Here is a 20,046-nt window from a genome sequence, read left to right as displayed (position 1 = left end):
CGTGCCCGAAGTGCGGAGTAAGTGATGACCACCCCGAACGAAAAAGTCGTTGAAGCGCTGCGGGCCTCCCTCAAGGAAACCGAGCGGCTGCGCCGCCGGAACCAGGAGCTGACGGACGCCTCCCGCGAACCGATCGCCATCGTCGGCATGAGCTGCCGCTTCCCCGGCGGCATCGGCTCGCCCGAGGACCTGTGGAAGCTCGTCGAGAGCGGCGGCGACGCCATCTCCGGCTTCCCCGACGACCGCGGCTGGGACGTTGAGTCGCTGTACGACCCCGACCCCGACCACCCCGGAACCACGTACGCCCGCGACGGCGGATTCCTCTACGGGGCACCCGAGTTCGACGCCTCCTTCTTCGGGATCTCCCCGCGCGAGGCCCTCGCGATGGACCCGCAGCAGCGGCTGCTGCTGGAAACCTCCTGGGAGGCCTTCGAGCGGGCCGGCATCGACCCGGCGACCCTGCGCGGCAGCCGCGCGGGCGTCTTCGTCGGCGCGTCCGCCAACGCCTACGGCGCCGGCTCGGGCGAGCTGCCCGACGGCGTCGAGGGGCACCTGCTCACCGGCACAGCCTCCAGCGTGGTCTCCGGCCGGCTCGCCTACGTCTTCGGCCTGGAGGGCCCCGCCGCCACCGTCGACACGGCCTGCTCGTCCTCCTCCGTCGCCCTGCACATGGCCGTCCAGGCCCTGCGCCAGGGGGAGTGCTCGCTGGCCCTGGCCGCCGGCGTCACCGTCCTCGCCGGCCCTGACGTCTTCGTCGAGTTCAGCCGGCAGCGCGGCCTGTCGCCCGACGGCCGCTGCAAGTCCTTCGCCGAGGCGGCGGACGGCACCGGCTGGTCCGAGGGCGTCGGCGTACTGCTGGTGGAACGCCTCTCCGACGCCCGCCGCAACGGGCACCGGATCCTGGCCGTCGTCCGGGGTTCGGCCGTCAACCAGGACGGCGCCAGCAACGGGCTCACCGCCCCCAACGGCCCCGCCCAGCAGCGCGTCATCCGCCAGGCCCTCGAAAGCGCCCGGCTGACCACCGCCGACGTCGACGCCGTCGAGGCCCACGGCACCGGCACCACCCTCGGCGACCCCATCGAGGCGCAGGCCCTGCTCGCCACGTACGGCCAGGACCGCCCGGCGGACCGGCCGCTGTGGCTGGGCTCCCTCAAGTCCAACCTCGGCCACACCCAGAACACCGCCGGCATCGCGGGCATCATCAAGATGGTCATGGCGATGCGGCACGGCGTGCTGCCCAAGACCCTGCACGTGGACCGGCCCACCACGCACGTCGACTGGACGGCCGGCGGCGTAGCCCTGCTCACCGAGCAGCGCGCCTGGCCGGAGACCGGCCGCCCGTACCGGGTCGGTGTCTCCGCCTTCGGCGTCAGCGGCACCAACGTCCACACGATCATCGAGCAGGCCCCGGAGGCCGACCGGGCCCCGGAGGCCGACCGGCCCGAGGGCGCCGCGGGGCCGGAGCCGAAGGCCGTGCCCTGGCTCCTGTCGGCCAAGGGCCAAGACGCCCTGCGCGGGCAGGCGGAGCGGCTGCTGGCCCACGCCGGGGAGCACCCCGGGCTGAGCCCCGTCGACGTCGCCCGGTCGCTGGCCGTCGGCAGGACGGCCTTCGAGGACCGCGCCGCGGTCGTGGCCGCGGACCGCGAGGGCCTGCTGGCCGGTCTCGCGGCGCTGGCGGCGGGCGACGCGGCGCCGGGAGTGGTGACGGGCTCGCCGGCCGGCGGGAAGGTCGCCTTCCTGTTCACCGGCCAGGGCAGCCAGCGCCTCGGCATGGGCCGTGAGCTGTACGAGACCCACCCGGTGTTCGCGGCCGCGCTGGACGCGGTGTGCGAGCGCCTGGACCTCGAACTGCCGCTGAAGGACGTCCTGTTCGGGACGAACACGGATGTTCTGGACCGGACCGAGTACACCCAGCCCGCGCTGTTCGCGGTCGAGGTGGCGCTGTTCCGGCTGCTGGAGTCCTGGGGTGTCAAGCCGGACTTCCTCGCCGGGCACTCGATCGGTGAGATCGCGGCCGCGCACGTCGCCGGGGTGCTGTCCCTGGAGGACGCGTGCGCGCTGGTCGCCGCGCGCGGTCGCCTGATGCAGGCGCTGCCCGGTGGCGGTGTGATGATCGCGGTGCAGGCCTCGGAGGAGGAGGTCCTGCCGCTGCTGACCGACCGGGTGAGCATCGCGGCGGTCAACGGGCCGCGCTCGGTGGTCGTCGCCGGTGACGAGGACGCCGCGACGGCGGTCGTGGCGGCGTTCCCCGACCGCAAGTCCAAGCGCCTCACCGTCAGCCACGCGTTCCACTCGCCGCACATGGACGGCATGCTCGACGACTTCCGCCAGGTGGTGGCGGGGCTGTCGTTCGAGGCCCCGCGCATTCCGATCGTGTCCAACCTGACCGGTGCTCTCGTCTCCGACGAGATGGGTTCCGCCGACTTCTGGGTCCGGCACGTCCGCGAGGGCGTCCGCTTCCTCGACGGCATCCGCGCCCTTGAGACCGCGGGCGTGACCACGTACGTCGAGCTCGGCCCCGACGGCGTCCTGACGGCCCTCGCCCAGGACTGCGTGGAACAGGACGCCGTCTTCGTCCCCGTGCTCCGCAAGGGCCGCCCCGAGACGGAGAGCCTCGCCCTCGCCCTCGCCCGGGCCCACACCCACGGCACCCGGGTCGACTGGCACGCCTACTTCTCCGGCACCGGCGCCCGGCGCGTCGACGACCTGCCCACCTACGCCTTCCAGCGGCAGCGCTACTGGATCGAGCCGGGCACCCGGGCCGGCGACGTGAGCACGGCCGGGCTGGACGAGGCCGCGCACCCCCTGCTCGGCGCCACCGTCGCCCTCGCCGACTCCGACGGCTACGTCTTCACGGCCCTGCTCTCCTCCACCACCCACCCCTGGCTGGCGGACCACCAGGTCATGGGCAGCGTCCTGCTGCCCGGCACCGCCTTCGTCGACCTGGCGATCTGGGCCGGGGACCAGGTCGGCTGCGACCTCGTCGAGGAACTGACCCTCGAAGCGCCGCTGATCCTGCCCGAACGCGGCGGCGTCCAGCTCCAGATGTACGTGAGCGCGCCCGACGCCGACGGAACGGGCCGACGCGCGTTCGGCCTCTCCTCCCGCCCGAAGGACAGCGCGCCCGACGAGCTCTGGACGCGCCACGCCAGCGGCGTACTCGCCCGGGGCGCCGTCCCGGCCCGGCCGGACTCCGCGTTCGAGCAGTGGCCGCCGGCGGGAGCCGAACCCCTGGCCACCGACACCCTCTACGCCGACCTCGCCGAGGTCGGCATGGGCTACGGCCCGGCGTTCCGCGGCCTCACCGCGGCCTGGCGGCACGGCGACAGCGTCTACGCCGAGGTCACCCTGCCCGAGGGAACCGCCTCCGCCGCACGCGACTTCGGCCTCCACCCCGCCCTCCTCGACGCCGCGCTCCACACGCTGGGCCTCGGCGTCCTGGGCGGCACCGAGGGCGAAGGCCGCCTCCCGTTCACGTGGAGCGGCGTGAGACTGCACGCCGGCGGGGCCGACGCCCTGCGCGTGCACCTCGCGCCCCGCGGGGCCGACGGCGTGCGACTGGAGATCGCGGACACCACGGGCGCGCCCGTCGCGAGCGTCGACTCCCTCGTCCTGCGGGCCGTATCGGCCGAGCAGGTCCAGGCGGCGCGCACCGCCCACCACGAGTCCGTGTTCCGGACCGAGTGGACGGCGCTGCCCGCCGCTGCCGCCGCTGCCGACCTTTCGGACCCGGTGCGCGAAGGCCGGTGGGCCGCCCTGGGAGCCGCGGCTCCCGCCGCCCTGCTTCCCGACGCCGCTGCCGACGCCGCCGCCATCACCGTCCACGCGGGCCTGGCCGAACTGGCGGCGGCGGTCGAGGCCGGAGCGCCCGTACCCGAGGCCGTGTTCGTCGGCTACGGACAGGCCGACGCCATCGCCGATGCCGATGCCGGTGCACCCGCCACGCCGGAGCTCTCCGCCGAGGCCGTCCACCGGGCCGCGCACCACGCCCTTGACCTGGCCCGGACCTGGCTGGGCGAAGCACCCTTCACCGGCGACCGGTTCGCCGCCACCCGCCTGGTCGTCCTCACCCGGGGCGCCGTCGCGGCCGACGACACCGACACCGTCACCGACCCCGTCCACGCGGCCGTCCACGGCCTGCTGCGCTCCGCCCAGGCCGAGCACCCCGACCGGCTGCTGCTGATCGACACCGACGGCGCCGAGGACTCCGTACGCGCCCTGCCCGCGGCCCTCGCCGCAGGTGAGCCGCAGCTCGCCGTACGCGCCGGAACCGTGCACGCGCCCCGCCTCACCCGCGTGGCCCGGGAGGACGCCGACGAGCCGACCCCGACCGACGCCGCCTCCGGCTCCGGCCAGGTGTACGCGCCGGAGTCGACCGTACTGATCACCGGCGCCGGCGGCCTCCTCGGCGGCCTCATCGCCCACCGGCTCGTCGCCGAGCACGGCGTACGGCACCTGCTCCTCGTCGGCCGCCGCGGCGGATCCACCCCCGAAGCGCAGCGGCTCGGCGCCGAACTCGCCGCCGCGGGCGCCTCGGTGACCTGGGCGGCCTGCGACGTCGCGGACCGGGACGCGCTGGCGGCCGTACTGGCGGCGATACCCGCGGAGCACCCGCTCGGCGCGGTCGTCCACACCGCCGGCGTCCTCGACGACGGCGTCATCACCTCCCTCACGCCCGAACGCCTGTCAGCCGTACTGCGGCCCAAGGCCGACGCGGCCGTCCACCTCCACGAACTGACCCGCGACCTCGACCTCTCCGCCTTCCTGCTGTTCTCCTCCATCGGCGGCGTCTTCGGCGGCGCCGGCCAGGGCAACTACGCGGCCGCCAACGTCTTCCTCGACGCCCTCGCCCGCCACCGCCGCTCCCTGGGGCTCCCCGCCACCTCCCTGGCGTGGGCCCTGTGGGCCGACGGCGCGGGCATGGCCGGCAGCCTCACCGACGCCGACGTCAGCCGCATGACCCGCGGCGGACTGCCCCCGCTGACCTCGGCGGAAGGCCTCGACCTCTTCGACCTCGCGCACCGGCTCGACGAGGCCGCGCCGGTCCTGATGCGCGTCGACCTCGCGGGCCTGCGCACGCAGGCCCAGGCCGGCACCCTGTCCCCGCTGCTGCGCGGGCTCGTACGGGTTCCCACCCGCCGGCACGCGGGCGGCGCGGCCGCCGTGGCCGGCGGCTCCGGCCTGCGACAGCGCCTGGCGGGCCTCCCCGCCGCCGAGCAGGACCGTATGCTCCTCGACCTCGTACGGGGGCAGGTCGCCACCGCGCTCGGCTACCCGGGCGCCGCCGCCGTCGAGCCGGGCCGCTCCTTCAAGGAGCTGGGCTTCGACTCGCTCACCGCCGTCGAACTGCGCAACCTGCTCGGCGAGGCCACCGGCCGCCGACTGCCCGCCACCCTCGTCTTCGACTACCCGACGGCGACCGCCCTCGCGCAGTACCTCCGCCAGGAACTCCTCGGCGACCTCGACGCCGACCCGGGCAGCGGGGCCGACCGGGGCGGCCTCCCGGCCCGCCGGCCGGCCGCCCGGGCCGCACGCGCCGCGGACGACGACCCGATCGCCGTCGTCGCGATGAGCTGCCGCTTCCCCGGCGGCGTCACCTCGCCCGAGGAGCTGTGGCAGCTCATCGCCGAAGGCCGCGACGGCATCACCGCGTTCCCCGCCGACCGCGGCTGGGACCTCGACACCCTCTACAGCGACGACCCCGACCGGGAAGGCACCAGCTACGTCCGCGAGGGCGGCTTCCTGCACGAGGCCGCCGACTTCGACGCCGCCTTCTTCGGGATCTCCCCGCGCGAGGCCCTCGCCATGGACCCCCAGCAGCGACTGCTGCTGGAAACCACCTGGGAGACCTTCGAGCGCGCCGGCATCGACCCCACCGGCCTGCGCGGCAGCCGCACCGGCGTGTTCATCGGCTCCAACGCCCAGGACTACCTCCAGCTCTGGCTGAACGACGCCGACGGCCTCGAAGGCCACCTCGGCACCGGCAACGCGGCCAGCGTCGTCTCCGGCCGCATCTCCTACTCGTTCGGCCTGGAGGGCCCGGCGGTCACCCTCGACACCGCCTGCTCCTCGTCGCTCGTCACCCTGCACCTCGCGGCCCAGGCCCTGCGGCGGGGCGAATGCTCGATGGCCCTCGCGGGCGCGGTGACCATCATGTCCACCCCCGGCGCGTTCACCGAGTTCAGCCGCCAGCGCGGGCTCGCGGAGAACGGCCGCATCAAGGCCTTCGCCGCCGCCGCCGACGGCACGGTCTGGTCCGAAGGCGTCGGCCTGCTGCTCCTGGAGCGACTCTCGGACGCCCGCCGCAACGGCCACCCGGTCCTCGCCGTCGTGCGCGGGACCGCCGTCAACCAGGACGGCGCCAGCAACGGGCTCACCGCCCCCAACGGGCCCTCGCAGCAGCGCGTCATCCGCGAGGCCCTCGCCGACGCCGGCCTGACGGCCGGGGACGTGGACGCCGTCGAGGCCCACGGCACCGGCACCCGGCTCGGCGACCCCATCGAGGCACAGGCCCTGCTGGCCACGTACGGCCAGGACCGCCCGGCGGACCGGCCGCTGCTGCTCGGCTCCGTCAAATCCAACATCGGGCACACGCAGGCCGTCGCCGGTGCCGCGGGCGTCATCAAGATGGTCATGGCCATGCGGCACGGGGTGCTCCCGCAGACGCTCCACGTCGACGAGCCGACCCCTTACGTGGACTGGTCGGCCGGTGACATCGAGCTCCTGACCGAGCAGCGGGACTGGCCCGAGACCGGGCGTCCGCGCCGGGCCGGCATCTCCTCGTTCGGCTACAGCGGCACCAACGCCCACGCCGTCATCGAGCAGGCACCGCGGCACACGGAAGCGCCGGCGCACGAGGCGCCCGCCGCACCGGGGCTCCCGGGTCTCCCCGTGCTGCCGTGGCTCGTCTCCGGCCGCACCGCGGCCGCCCTGCGCGCCCAGGCCGAACGACTGCTTCCGACCGCTGCCGACGTATCGGCGACGGCAGTCGGTGACCGGAGCGCACTCGACCTCGGCCACTCCCTCGCCACCCAGCGCGCCGCCCTGGAGCACCGCGCGGTGGTGATCGGCGCGCCGTCGGACGGCGAAGCCCTCGTGGCACGCCTGGCGGCACTGGCCGCCGGCGAGCAGGTGCCAGGTCTGGTACGGGGCACGGTGTCGGGCGGCGGACTCGCCTTCCTGTTCACCGGTCAGGGCAGCCAGCGCCTCGGCATGGGGCGCGAGCTGTACGAGGCCTTCCCGGCCTTCGCTGCCGCGCTGGACGCGGTGTGCGAGCGGCTGGACCTGGAACTGCCGCTGAAGGACGTCCTGTTCGGGACGGACGCGGAGCTCCTGGACCGTACGGAGTACACCCAGCCGGCGCTGTTCGCCGTCGAGGTGGCGCTCTACCGGCTCGTGGAGAGCTGGGGCGTACGGCCGGACTTCGTGTCGGGGCACTCGATCGGTGAGATCGCGGCTGCGCATGTCGCCGGGGTGTTCTCGCTGGAGGACGCGTGTGCGCTGGTCGCGGCGCGTGGTCGTCTGATGCAGGCGCTGCCCGAGGGCGGTGTGATGATCGCGGTGCAGGCGTCGGAGGAGGAGGTCCTCCCGCTGCTGACGGATCGCGTGAGCATCGCGGCGATCAACGGCCCGCGTTCGGTGGTCGTGGCCGGTGACGAGGACGCGGCTCTTGCCGTCGCGGCCGCGTTCCCGGACCGCAAGTCCAAGCGGCTGACCGTGAGCCATGCCTTCCACTCGCCGCACATGGACGGGATGCTGGACGACTTCCGCGAGGTCGTGGCGGGGCTGTCGTTCGAGACCCCGCGCATTCAGATCGTCTCCAACCTGACGGGCTCGGTCGTCTCCGACGAGATGGGCTCGGCCGAGTTCTGGGTCCGGCACGTCCGCGAGGCGGTTCGCTTCCTGGATGGCGTGCGGGTCCTGGAGGGTGCCGGGGTCACGTCGTTCGTGGAGCTGGGGCCGGACGGTGTGCTGTCGGCGCTCGCTCAGGACTGCCTGGCCGGTGCTGCGGATGTTGCGTTCGTGCCGGTGCTTCGTGCGGGTCGTGGTGAGGCGGAGACGCTGGTCACGGCCGTGGCGCAGGCGCATGTGCGCGGTGCCGAGGTGGACTGGTCCGCCTTCTTCGCCGGTTCGGGTGCTGGTCGGATGGAGCTGCCGACGTACGCGTTCCAGCGGCAGCGGTTCTGGCCGGAGACGATCCTGTCGAACGGTGCTGTTGTCGCCGCCCCGACGGTCGACGCGGTCGACGCCCGGTTCTGGGACGCGGTGGAGCGCGGCGACCTCACGTCGCTCGCCTCCGAACTCGCCGTGGACGGCGACGCCCGCTTCGGCGAGCTCCTCCCCGCCCTGTCGGCCTGGCGTCGCCAGGGCCAGGAGCAGTCCGAGGTGGACGGCTGGCGTTACCGGGTGTCGTGGAAGCCGCTGACCGATGCCGCGACGGGTGTCCGGTTGTCGGGGTCGTGGCTGGTGGTGGTGCCTGCCGAGGGCGTGGATGACGCGGCTGTGGTGGCTGCGCTGGCCGTTCGTGGCGCTGAGGTCCGGCGGGTGGTCGTCGAGGCTGGTGTCGATCGTGCCGGTCTGTTCTCCGGTGTGGGTCCTGTCGCTGGTGTGGTGTCGCTGCTTGCGCTGGATGAGGCCGCAGGTGTTGTCGCGACGGCCGGTTTGGTGCAGGCGTTGGGTGCGGCCGGGGTGGAGGCTCCGCTGTGGTGCCTGACCCGTGGCGCGGTGAGCGTGGGCCGTTCGGACCGTCTGGTGTCGGCGGTTCAGGCGCAGGCGTGGGGTCTGGGTCGCGTGGCCGCTCTGGAGCTGCCCGAGCGTTGGGGTGGTCTGGTCGATCTGCCCGAGGTGTGGGACGAGCGGGCGATGGCCCGACTGGTGGGTGTTCTCGCTGGTTCTGGTGAGGACCAGGTCGCGGTCCGGTCGTCCGGTGTCTTCGGGCGTCGTCTCGTCCGGGCCACGGGTGGCGGCGCGGGTTCGTGGACGCCGTCCGGGACGGTCCTGATCACCGGTGGCACGGGTGCCCTGGGCGGTCGGGTGGCGCGTTGGCTGGCCGGTGCGGGTGTGGAGCGTCTGGTGCTGACCAGCCGTCGGGGTCTGGATGCTCCGGGCGCTGCTGAGCTGGTGGCGGAGCTGGGCGTGGATGTGTCGGTGGTGGCGTGTGATGCCGCTGACCGGGATGCGCTGCGTGCGCTGCTGGAGGCCGAAGCCGAGGGCCTGACGGCCATCGTTCACACCGCCGGTGTGCTCGATGACGGCGTTCTCGACGCCCTCACCCCGGAGCGTTTCGAGAGCGTGCTGCGGGCCAAGGCGACCTCCGCCCTCAACCTGCACGAGCTCACCGTCGAACTCGGCATCGAGCTCTCCGCGTTCGTGCTGTTCTCCTCCATGAGCGGCACGATCGGTGCGGCCGGTCAGGGCAACTACGCGGCCGCAAATGCCTACTTGGACGCTCTGGCCGAGCAGCGCCGCGCCGCCGGACTCGCCGCGACCTCGATCGCGTGGGGTCCCTGGGCCGAGGGCGGCATGGCCGCCGACGAGGCCCTTGAGGCCCGGATGCGCCGGGGTGGTGTCCCGCCCATGAATGCCGATCTCGCGATCACCGCGCTCCGGCAGGCCGTCGGCTCGGACGACGCGGCCCTGACGGTCGTCGACTTCGACTGGGCGAAGTTCGTACCGGGATTCACCTCGGTGCGCGCCGGCAAGCTGCTCGGCGATCTGCCCGAGGCCGAAGCCGTCACCCGCGCCACGGAGAACGCGGGCGACCGTTCCGAGCGTTCGGGTTCCTCGCTCGCCGAGCGTCTTCGGAGCATGTCCGCCGGCGACCGCGAGCCGTTCCTCCTCGACCTCGTGCGCCACCAGGTCGCCGAGGTCCTGGGGCACTCCGGTGCCCAGGACATCGAGGCAGGGCGTGCCTTCCGCGAGATCGGATTCGACTCGCTCACCGCCGTCGAGCTCCGCAACCGGCTCGGCGCGGCGACCGAACTGCGGCTGCCCGCCACGCTCGTCTACGACTACCCGACCCCGGCCGCGCTCGCCGCCAACCTGCTCTCCGAACTGCTCGGAGCCCAGGTCGAGGTGACCGGCCCGGTGGCGGCGGCCGTCGAGGACGACCCGATCGCGATCGTCGCGATGAGCTGCCGCTTCCCCGGCGGGGTGCGGACTCCGGAAGACCTCTGGCAGTTGCTCGCCTCCGGCTCCGACGCGATCTCGGACCTTCCCCTGGACCGAGGCTGGGACCTCGACGCGCTGTACGACGCCGACCCGAGCGCGCAGGGCACCTCGTACGCCAGGCAGGGCGGATTCATCTACGACGCGGCCGACTTCGACGCCGATTTCTTCGGCATCTCGCCCCGCGAGGCCCTCGCGATGGACCCGCAGCAGCGGCTCCTGCTGGAGACCTCCTGGGAGGCCTTCGAGCGCGCCGGGATCGACCCCGAGACGCTGCGCGGCAGCCAGGCGGGCGTGTTCGTCGGCACCAACGGCCAGGACTACCTCTCCGTCCTCATGGAGGAACCGGAAGGCCTTGAGGGTCACCTGGGCACCGGCAACGCCGCCAGCGTCGTGTCCGGCCGCCTGTCGTACGTGTTCGGGCTCGAAGGCCCGGCCGTCACCGTCGACACGGCCTGCTCGTCCTCGCTCGTCGCCCTGCACTGGGCGATCCAGGCGCTGCGCAGCGGCGAGTGCTCGATCGCGCTGGCTGGCGGTGTCACCGTGATGTCGACGCCCGGTACGTTCATCGAGTTCAGCCGTCAGCGCGGCCTCGCCGCCGACGGCCGCATCAAGGCGTTCGCCGCCGCGGCCGATGGCACCGGCTGGGGCGAGGGTGTCGGCATGCTGCTCGTGGAGCGGCTCTCCGACGCCCAGCGCAACGGTCACCCGGTCCTGGCCGTCGTACGGGGCTCCGCCGTCAACCAGGACGGCGCCAGCAACGGCCTGACGGCCCCCAACGGGCCCTCGCAGCAGCGCGTCATCCGCGCCGCCCTCGCCAGCGCCGGACTGTCGTCCGCCGAGGTCGACGCCGTCGAGGCGCACGGCACCGGCACCACCCTCGGCGACCCGATCGAGGCGCAGGCGCTGCTGGCGACGTACGGCCAGGACCGCGCCGACGGGCAGCCGCTGCTGCTCGGCTCCGTCAAGTCCAACATCGGTCACACGCAGGCCGCGGCCGGTGTCGCCGGTGTCATCAAGATGGTGCTGGCCATGCAGCACGGGGTGCTCCCGCAGAGCCTCCACATCGACGAGCCGTCGCCGCAGGTCGACTGGGAGACGGGCGAGATCGCCCTGCTCACCGAGCAGCGCGCGTGGCCCGAGACCGGGCGTCCGCGCCGGGCCGGCATCTCCTCGTTCGGCTTCAGCGGCACCAACGCCCACACCATCATCGAGCAGGCGCCGCTGCCGCAGGCAGCGGGAGAGGCCACCGGACCGGTGGAACCGCACTCCCTGCCGCTCCCGCTGGTGATTTCGGCGAAGAACGACGAGGGACTCCGCGCCCAGGCGGACAGCCTGCACGCACGACTGCTCGCGGACCCCGAGCTCCGTCCGAGTGACGTCGGCAGGACGCTCGCGACCGGGCGTTCGGCCTTCGAAGAGCGGGCGGCGGTGGTGGCCGTGGACCGTGAGGGTCTGCTGGCCGGCCTCGCGGCGCTGGCCGCGGGCGAGTCGGCCGCGGGCGTCGTCAAGGGTTCACCCGCCGGTGGAAAGGTCGCCTTCCTCTTCACGGGGCAGGGCAGCCAGCGCCTCGGGACGGGGCGCGAGCTGTACGACGCCCACCCGGTGTTCGCGGACGCCCTGGACGCGGTGTGCGCTCGATTCGACCTCGAACTGCCTTTGAAGGAAGTGCTGTTCGGGGATGACGCTGACCTGCTGGACCGTACGGAGTACACCCAGCCCGCGCTGTTCGCGGTCGAGGTGGCGCTGTTCCGGCTCGTGGAGAGCTGGGGTCTGAAGCCGGACTTCCTCTCCGGTCACTCCATCGGTGAGATCGCGGCCGCGCATCTGGCCGGGGTGTTCTCCCTGGAGGACGCGTGCACGCTGGTGGCCGCTCGCGGTCGCCTGATGCAGGCGCTGCCCTCTGGTGGCGCGATGATCGCCCTCCAGGCCTCGGAGGAGGAGGTCCTGCCGCTGCTGACGGACCGGGTGAGCATCGCCGCCGTCAACGGCCCCCGGTCGGTGGTCGTCGCGGGTGACGAGGACGCGGCGGTCGCCGTCGCGGACGCGTTCCCGGGCCGCAAGTCCAAGCAGCTGACCGTGAGCCACGCCTTCCACTCGCCGCACATGGACGGCATGTTGGAGGAATTCCGCCAGGTGGTGGAGGGGCTCTCGTTCGAGACGCCGCGGACGCCCATCGTCTCGAACCTGACCGGAGCGCTGGTCACGGACGAGATGGGCTCGGCGGAGTTCTGGGTGCGGCACGTCCGCGACGCCGTCCGGTTCCTCGACGGCATCCGCGCCCTGGAAGCCGCCGGCGTCACGACGTACGTTGAGCTCGGTCCCGACGGCGTCCTCTCCGCCCTAGGCCAGGAATGCCTCAGCGACGACGGCGCCGTGTTCGTACCCGTCGTGCGCAAGGGCCGCCCCGAGACCGAAACGGTCATGGCCGCTCTGGCCCGCAGCCACGTCCGAGGGATCCCCCTCGACTGGCAGGCGGTCTACGGAACCGGTGTCGTACGGGTCGACCTGCCGACCTACGCCTTCCAGCGCCGGCGGTACTGGCCGGAAGCGGCGCTCGTGCGACGCGGCAGCCTGGGCGCGCAGTCGGACATCGACGGCTGGCGCTACCGGGCGTCGTGGAAGCCGCTGACCGATGCCGCGACGGGTGTCCGGTTGTCGGGGTCGTGGCTGGTGGTGGTGCCGTCCGAGGGTGTGGACGACACGGCTGTGGTGGACGCGCTGACTGCTCGTGGTGCGGAAGTCCGGCGGGTTGTTGTCGAGGCCGGGGTTTCCGGTCTGTTCTCCGATGCCGGTGCTGTTGCCGGTGTGGTGTCGCTGCTTGCGCTGGATGAGGCGGCTGGGGTCGTCTCGACGGCCTCTCTGGTGCAGGCGTTGGGTGCTGCCGGGGTGGAGGCTCCGCTGTGGTGCCTGACCCGTGGTGCGGTGAGCGTGGGCCGTTCGGACCGTCTGGTGTCGGCGGTTCAGGCACAGACGTGGGGTCTGGGGCGGGTCGCTGCTCTGGAGCTGCCCGAGCGTTGGGGCGGTCTGGTTGACCTGCCTGAGGTGTGGGACGAGCGGGCGATGGCCCGTCTGGTGGGTGTCCTGGCTGGTGCTGGTGAGGACCAGGTCGCGGTGCGGTCCTCCGGTGTCTTCGGGCGTCGTCTCGTTCGGGCTGCGGATGGTGGCGCGGGTTCGTGGACGCCGTCCGGGACGGTCCTGATCACCGGTGGCACGGGTGCCCTGGGCGGTCGGGTGGCGCGTTGGCTGGCCGGTGCGGGTGTGGAGCGTCTGGTGCTGACCAGCCGTCGGGGTCTGGATGCTCCGGGCGCTGCTGAGCTGGTGGCGGAGCTGGGCGTGGACGTGTCGGTGGTGGCGTGTGATGCCGCTGACCGGGATGCCCTTCGTACGCTGCTGGAGGCTGAGGCCGAGGGCCTGACGGCCGTCGTTCACACCGCCGGTGTGCTCGACGACGGTGTCCTCGACGCCCTCACCCCCGAGCGCTTTGAGAGCGTGCTGCGGGCCAAGGCGACGTCGGCGCTGAACCTGCACGAGCTGACCGTCGATCTGGGTATCGAGCTCTCCGCGTTCGTGCTCTTCTCGTCCGTCACCGGTACATGGGGTACGGCCGGGCAGGGCAACTACGCCGCCGCCAACGCCTACCTGGACGCTCTGGCCGAGCAGCGCCGTGCCGCAGGCCTCGCCGCGACCTCGATCGCGTGGGGTCCGTGGGCCGAGGGCGGTATGGCCGCCGACGGTGCGCTGGACGCCCGGATGCGCCGGGGTGGTGTGCCGCCCATGAACGCCGATTCGGCCGTCGAGGCCCTGCACCGTGCCCTCGCCGTGAACGACACCGTCGTCACCGTCGTGGACGTGGACTGGGCCCGCTTCGCCCCCGGCTTCACCGCCGTGCGCCCCAGCAGCCTCCTCGCCGAACTGCCCGAGGCCCGCAACGCCCTCGCCGCCCGCGCGGGCCGCGAAGGCGGGGCCGACACGGCCGCCGACGGCCGTCACTCGCTCGCGCAGCGGCTGGCGGGCCTTTCCGCCGCCGAGCGGGACCGGGTGCTGCTGGATCTCGTACGCAAGGAGGTCGCCGCGGTCCTCGGCCACGCCGGCGCGGAAAGCGTCGGTGCGGGACGGGCGTTCAAGGAGCTCGGCTTCGACTCGCTGACGGCGGTCGAGCTGCGCAACCGCCTGGGCGCCGTCACCGAGTTGCGGCTCCCGGCCACGCTGATCTACGACTACCCGACCTCCGCCGACCTCGCGGACCACCTGCGCGGCGAACTGCTCGGTGACGAGGCCGCGGTGGCGGCCCTCGTCCCGGCGGCCAGGGCCCTGGACGACGGCCCCATCGCGATCGTCGCGATGAGCTGCCGCTTCCCCGGCGGGGTGCGCACTCCCGAGGACCTCTGGCAGCTGCTGGCGACCGGTGGCGACGCCATCGGTGAGTTCCCGGCCGACCGCGGCTGGGACGCCGAGTCGCTGTTCGGGCCGCAGGCCGAGCAGGACGCCTCGTACGCCCGCGAAGGCGGGTTCCTCTACGACGTCGCGCAGTTCGACCCCGGCTTCTTCGGGATCTCGCCGCGCGAGGCCCTGGCCATGGACCCGCAGCAGCGGCTGCTGCTGGAGACCTCGTGGGAGGCGTTCGAGCGGGCGGGCATCGACCCGTCGTCGCTGCGCGGCACCCAGGCGGGCGTGTTCGTCGGCACCAACGGGCAGGACTACCTCTCGCTCGTGCTGAACTCCGCCGATGGCGGCGACGGCTTCATGAGCACCGGAAACTCCGCGAGCGTCGTCTCGGGGCGGCTCTCCTACGTCTTCGGGCTCGAAGGTCCGGCCGTCACCGTCGACACGGCGTGCTCGGCGTCGCTCGTGGCCCTGCACCTCGCGGTGCAGGCGCTCCGGAGCGGCGAGTGCTCGATCGCGCTGGCCGGTGGTGTGACCGTGATGTCGACGCCGGGCGCGTTCGTCGAGTTCAGCCGGCAGGGCGGGCTCGCCGCCGACGGCCGGATCAAGGCGTTCGCCGCTGCCGCGGACGGTACGGGCTGGGGTGAGGGGGTCGGCATGCTGCTCGTGGAGCGGCTGTCGGACGCCCAGCGCAACGGTCACCCGGTCCTGGCCGTCGTACGGGGCTCCGCCGTCAACCAGGACGGCGCCAGCAACGGCCTGACGGCCCCCAACGGGCCCTCGCAGCAGCGCGTGATCCGCGCGGCCCTCGCGAGCGCCGGTCTGTCGGCCGCTGAGGTGGACGCGGTCGAGGCTCATGGCACGGGTACCCGGCTCGGGGACCCGATCGAGGCGCAGGCGCTGCTGGCCACGTACGGCCAGGAGCGGCCGGCCGATCAGCCGCTGCTGCTCGGCTCCATCAAGTCGAACATCGGTCACACCCAGGCCGCCGCCGGTGTCGCGGGCGTCATCAAGATGGTCATGGCCATGCAGCACGGGGTGCTCCCGCAGACCCTGCACGTGGACGGCCCCACCCCGCACGTCGACTGGAGCACGGGCGAGGTCGCCCTGCTCACCGAGCGGCGGGACTGGCCGGAGACCGGGCGTCCGCGCCGGGCCGGCGTCTCCTCCTTCGGCGTGAGCGGTACGAACGCGCACACCATCCTGGAGCAGGCTCCGGCGGCCCCCGCGGCCGTGGAGGAGGACAGCCCCGGTACGTGGCCGTGGATCCTGTCGGGCAGGACCGAGAACGCTCTGCGCGACCAGGCGGCCCGGCTCCTCGCGCACCTCGGCGCGGAGGAGGAGCCGCGTCCGGTGGACGTGGGCCACTCGCTCGCGACCGGCCGGGCGCTGCTCGACCACCGCGCCGTGATCGTGGCGGGGGAGCGGGAGGAGTACCGCGAGGCCCTGTCCGCGCTGGTGGCGGGCGACTCCGCCGCCGCGCTCACTCGGGGCGTGGCGAGCACCGAACAGCAGACGGCGTTCCTGTTCACCGGGCAGGGGAGCCAGCGGCTCGGGATGGGGCGTGAACTCCACGACGCCTTCCCGGTGTTCGCGGACGCCCTCGACGCGATCTGCGCGCACATGGACGCCCACCTCGAACTGCCGCTGAAGGAAGCGCTGTTCGACGCGGACGCGGATGTCCTGGACCGTACGGAGTACACCCAGCCGGCGCTGTTCGCCGTCGAGGTGGCGCTGTTCCGGCTCGTGGAGAGCTGGGGTGTGCGGCCGGACTTCCTGTCCGGTCACTCCATCGGTGAGATCGCCGCCGCCCATGTGGCGGGCGTGTTCTCGCTGGAGGACGCGTGCGCGCTGGTCGCGGCCCGGGGCCGTCTGATGCAGGCGCTGCCGGCCGGTGGCGTGATGATCGCGGTCCAGGCCTCGGAGGACGAGGTCCTGCCGCTGCTGACCGACCGTGTCAGCATCGCCGCCGTCAACGGCCCGGAGGCCGTCGTGGTCGCCGGTGACGAGGACGCTGCCGTCGCCGTCGCGGCTGCCTTCCCGGACCGCAAGTCCAAGCGGCTGACCGTCAGCCACGCGTTCCACTCGCCGCACATGGACGGGATGCTCGCCGACTTCCGCAAGGTGGCCGAGAGCCTGTCCTACGGGTCCCCGCGCGTCCCGGTCGTCTCCAACCTGACCGGCGCGCTCGTCACCGACGAGATGGGCTCCGCCGACTTCTGGGTCCGGCACGTCCGCGAAGCCGTCCGCTTCCTCGACGGCATCCGCGTCCTGGAGGCCGCCGGCGTGACGACGTACGTCGAGCTCGGCCCCGACGGGGTGCTGTCCGCGCTCGCGCAGGACTGCGTGACCGCGGACGCCACCTTCGTGCCCCTGCTCCGCAAGGGCCGCGCCGAGGCCGAAACCCTCGTCACCGCCCTCGGCCGGGCGCACGTCCACGGCGTCACCGTCGACTGGGCGGCCCTCTACTCCGGAACCGGCGCGCGGCGCGTCGACCTGCCCACGTACGCCTTCCAGCACGAGCGCTACTGGGTGGACTCCTTCGTCACGCCGGAGGACGCCCAGTCGCTCGGCGTGGAGTCGGCCGGGCACCCCCTGCTCGGCGCCGCGGTCGAGCTGCCGGACACGGGCGGGTTCCTGTTCACCGGCCGGCTCTCCCGCCGGACGCACCCGTGGCTGGCCGACCACGTCGTCGCCGACTCCACGGTCCTGCCCGGCGCGGCCTTCGTCGAACTGGCCCTGCGGGCCGGGGACGAGGCCGGTTGCGGGCAGGTGCGGGAACTGACCCTGGAACAGCCGCTCGTGCTGCCCGAGGACGGGGCCGTTCAGCTCCGCCTCACCGTGGGCGGCGCGGACGGCGACGGCCGCCGCCCCGTACAGGTGCACGGCCGCCCGGAGACGGCGGACGGCGACGGGGCCGACGGCGGGACCTGGTCCCGTCACGCCACCGGGTTCCTCACCGCGCCCGGCGAAACGGCCGCCCCGGCCAACACCGGGCCGTGGCCGCCCGCCGGAGCCGAGGAGATGCCCGTCGAGACGGTCCACGACCGGCTCACGGCCGCCGGACTCCACCACGGGCCGGCCCTGAAGACCCTGACCCGCGTCTGGGTGCGGGGCGAGGAGGTCTTCGCCCAGGCACGACTGTCCGACGAACTCCACGCCTCGGCGGGCGGATACGCCCTCCACCCGGCCCTGCTCGACACCGCCGTTCAGGCGCTGGCCGCTGCCACCACCCCCGGTGACACCGCCGGCCGCGAAGCGCTCGTCTGGCGCGGGGTACGGCTGCACGCGGCCGGAGCGGACGCCGTGCGGCTGCGGATCACGCCCGACGGCGCGGACACCGTGTCCGTCGAGCTGGCCGACGAACAGGGCGCGCCCGTCGCCACGGTCGAGGCCCTGGTGACGCGGGAGCTCGACGCCGAGCGGTTCACGGTGGCCCCGGACGGGGTGCACGACGCGCTGTTCCGGCTCGACTGGGTGCGTACGGCGGTACCGGCCCGGCACGCCGCCACCACCTTCGCGGTCATCGGCGGCGCCACCGACGCCGCGGCCGCCGCGCTGGGCGGCGCGGGGATCCCCGCCGCCGCGTACGAGGACCTCGCGGCGCTGGACGCGGCGATCACGGCGGGACGGCAGCCGATGCCGGACACCGTGGTCGTGCCGTTCACGACGGCCACCACCGGCGCGCCGGAGCAGGTGACCGCCCTCCTCGCGCAGGAGGTGCGCGAGACGACGCACCGCGCGCTGGCGACCGTGCAGAGCTGGCTGGACAACGGCCGCTTCGCCGGTGCGCGCCTCGCCTTCGTCACCCGCGGCGCGGTGGCGGCCCACCAGGACACCGAGGCCGGCGACCTCGCCCACGCCCCGGTGTTCGGTCTGCTGCGGGCCGCGCAGACCGAACACCCCGACCGGTTCGTCCTCGTCGACCTCGACCCCGGCGCGGACGACATCCCGGGCCGGGCACTCGCGGGCGCCCTCGCGTCCACAGAACCCGAACTGGCCGTACGCGGCGGGGCGCTGTACGCACCCCGTCTCGCCCGGGTCACCGCCCAGGCGGCGGCCGACGCCACGCGGAGCCGGATCGACGCACGCGGTACCGTCCTGGTCACCGGGGCCGGCGGCGGACTGGCGGGGCTCCTCGCCCGCCACCTCGTCACCGAACACGGGGTACGGCACCTGCTGCTCACCGGCCGCAGGGGCGCCGACACCGACACCGCCGCCGAACTCACCGCGCAGCTCGGCGCGTTGGGGGCCGAGGTCACCTGGGCGGCGTGCGATGTCGCCGACCGGGACGCGGTGGCCGCGCTCCTGGCCTCCGTACCGGCCGACCGCCCGCTGACGGCGGTCGTCCACACGGCGGCCGTCCTCGACGACGGAGTCGTGGACCTGCTCACGCCCGAGCGGGTCGACCGGGTCCTGCGGCCCAAGGTCGACGGGGCACTGCACCTGCACGAACTGACCCGGCACCTCGACCTGTCGGCGTTCGTCCTGTTCTCCGCCGCCGCCGGTACCCTCGGCGGCGCCGGCCAGGCCAACTACGCGGCGGCGAACGTGTTCCTCGACGCCCTCGCGCAGCACCGGCGGGCCCGCGGCCTGACCGCGCTGTCCCTGGTCTGGGGCATGTGGGCCGAGGAACGCGGCATGGCGGGCCGCCTCACCGGCGCGGAGCGGGCACGCGCCGCCCGCGGCGGGGTCACCCCGCTGTCGGCGCGGGACGGTCTGGAGCTCTTCGACCTGGCCCTCGCGGCGGAAGACGAGCCGGTCCTGCTGCCGGTCGGGATCGACCTCCCGACCCTGCGGGCCCGGGCCGCCGACGGCGGCATCCTGCCCATGTTCCGCGGTCTGGTCCGCACTCCGTCGCGGCAGCGGCGGACGGCGGCGGCGACGCCCGGCGCGCACCGTACGGAGGAGACGGCCGCGGCCGCGTCCACCGGGGCGGGCGAGCCGACGCTGGCACAGCGGCTGGCCGAGCTGTCGGCCGCCGAGCGGGAACGGACCGTACTGAACCTGGTGCGGGGCCAGGTGGCCGCCGTACTCGGGTACAAGTCGGCCGAACACGTCGGCGAGGAACAGGCGTTCAAGGAGCTCGGCTTCGACTCGCTGACCGCGGTCGAACTGCGCAACCGGCTCGGCGCGGCCGCCGGGCTCCGGCTGCCCGCCACCCTCGTCTACGACTACCCGAACCCGGCCGCTCTCGCCCGGCAGCTGCTGAGCGAGGTCGCCCCGGAGGGCACGGCCGGACGGAAGCTCTCCGTACTGGAAGAACTCGACCGCCTCGAAAGCACCTTCGCCTCGCTGGACCCGGCGGAACTCTCCGCCGCGGCCGACGACGACGCGGCCCACGCGCGCGTCGCGGTGCGACTCCAGGCCCTGCTGGCCCAGTGGAACGACGCCCGCCAGACGGACGGCGAGACCGCGGCCGACGAGATCGAGGACGCGAGCGACGACGAACTGTTCGCCCTCATCGACAAGAAGTTCGGCCAGGGCTGAACC

General features: G+C 73.9%; 1 protein-coding gene. It reads left to right on the top strand.

Annotated features, from left to right (window positions below):
• Window positions 1-24: 24 nt before the first annotated feature.
• Window positions 25-20,043: a type I polyketide synthase gene (locus EES41_RS42740; protein ID WP_254211306.1), complete on the top strand. Its 20,019-nt coding sequence runs from the start codon at window positions 25-27 to the stop codon at window positions 20,041-20,043.
• The last annotated feature ends 3 nt before the right edge of the window (window positions 20,044-20,046 follow it).

Source organism: Streptomyces sp. ADI95-16, assembly GCF_003721495.1.
Taxonomy (GTDB): domain Bacteria; phylum Actinomycetota; class Actinomycetes; order Streptomycetales; family Streptomycetaceae; genus Streptomyces; species Streptomyces goshikiensis.
The sequence above is the reverse complement of the archived record's forward strand: the minus strand, read 5'-3'. Positions and strand labels throughout refer to the sequence as shown.

Excerpts from the sequence above, each read along its gene's own strand:
- EES41_RS42740 (WP_254211306.1), top strand. The coding sequence starts at position 25 with ATGACCACCCCGAACGAAAAAGTCGTTGAAGCGCTGCGGGCCTCCCTC.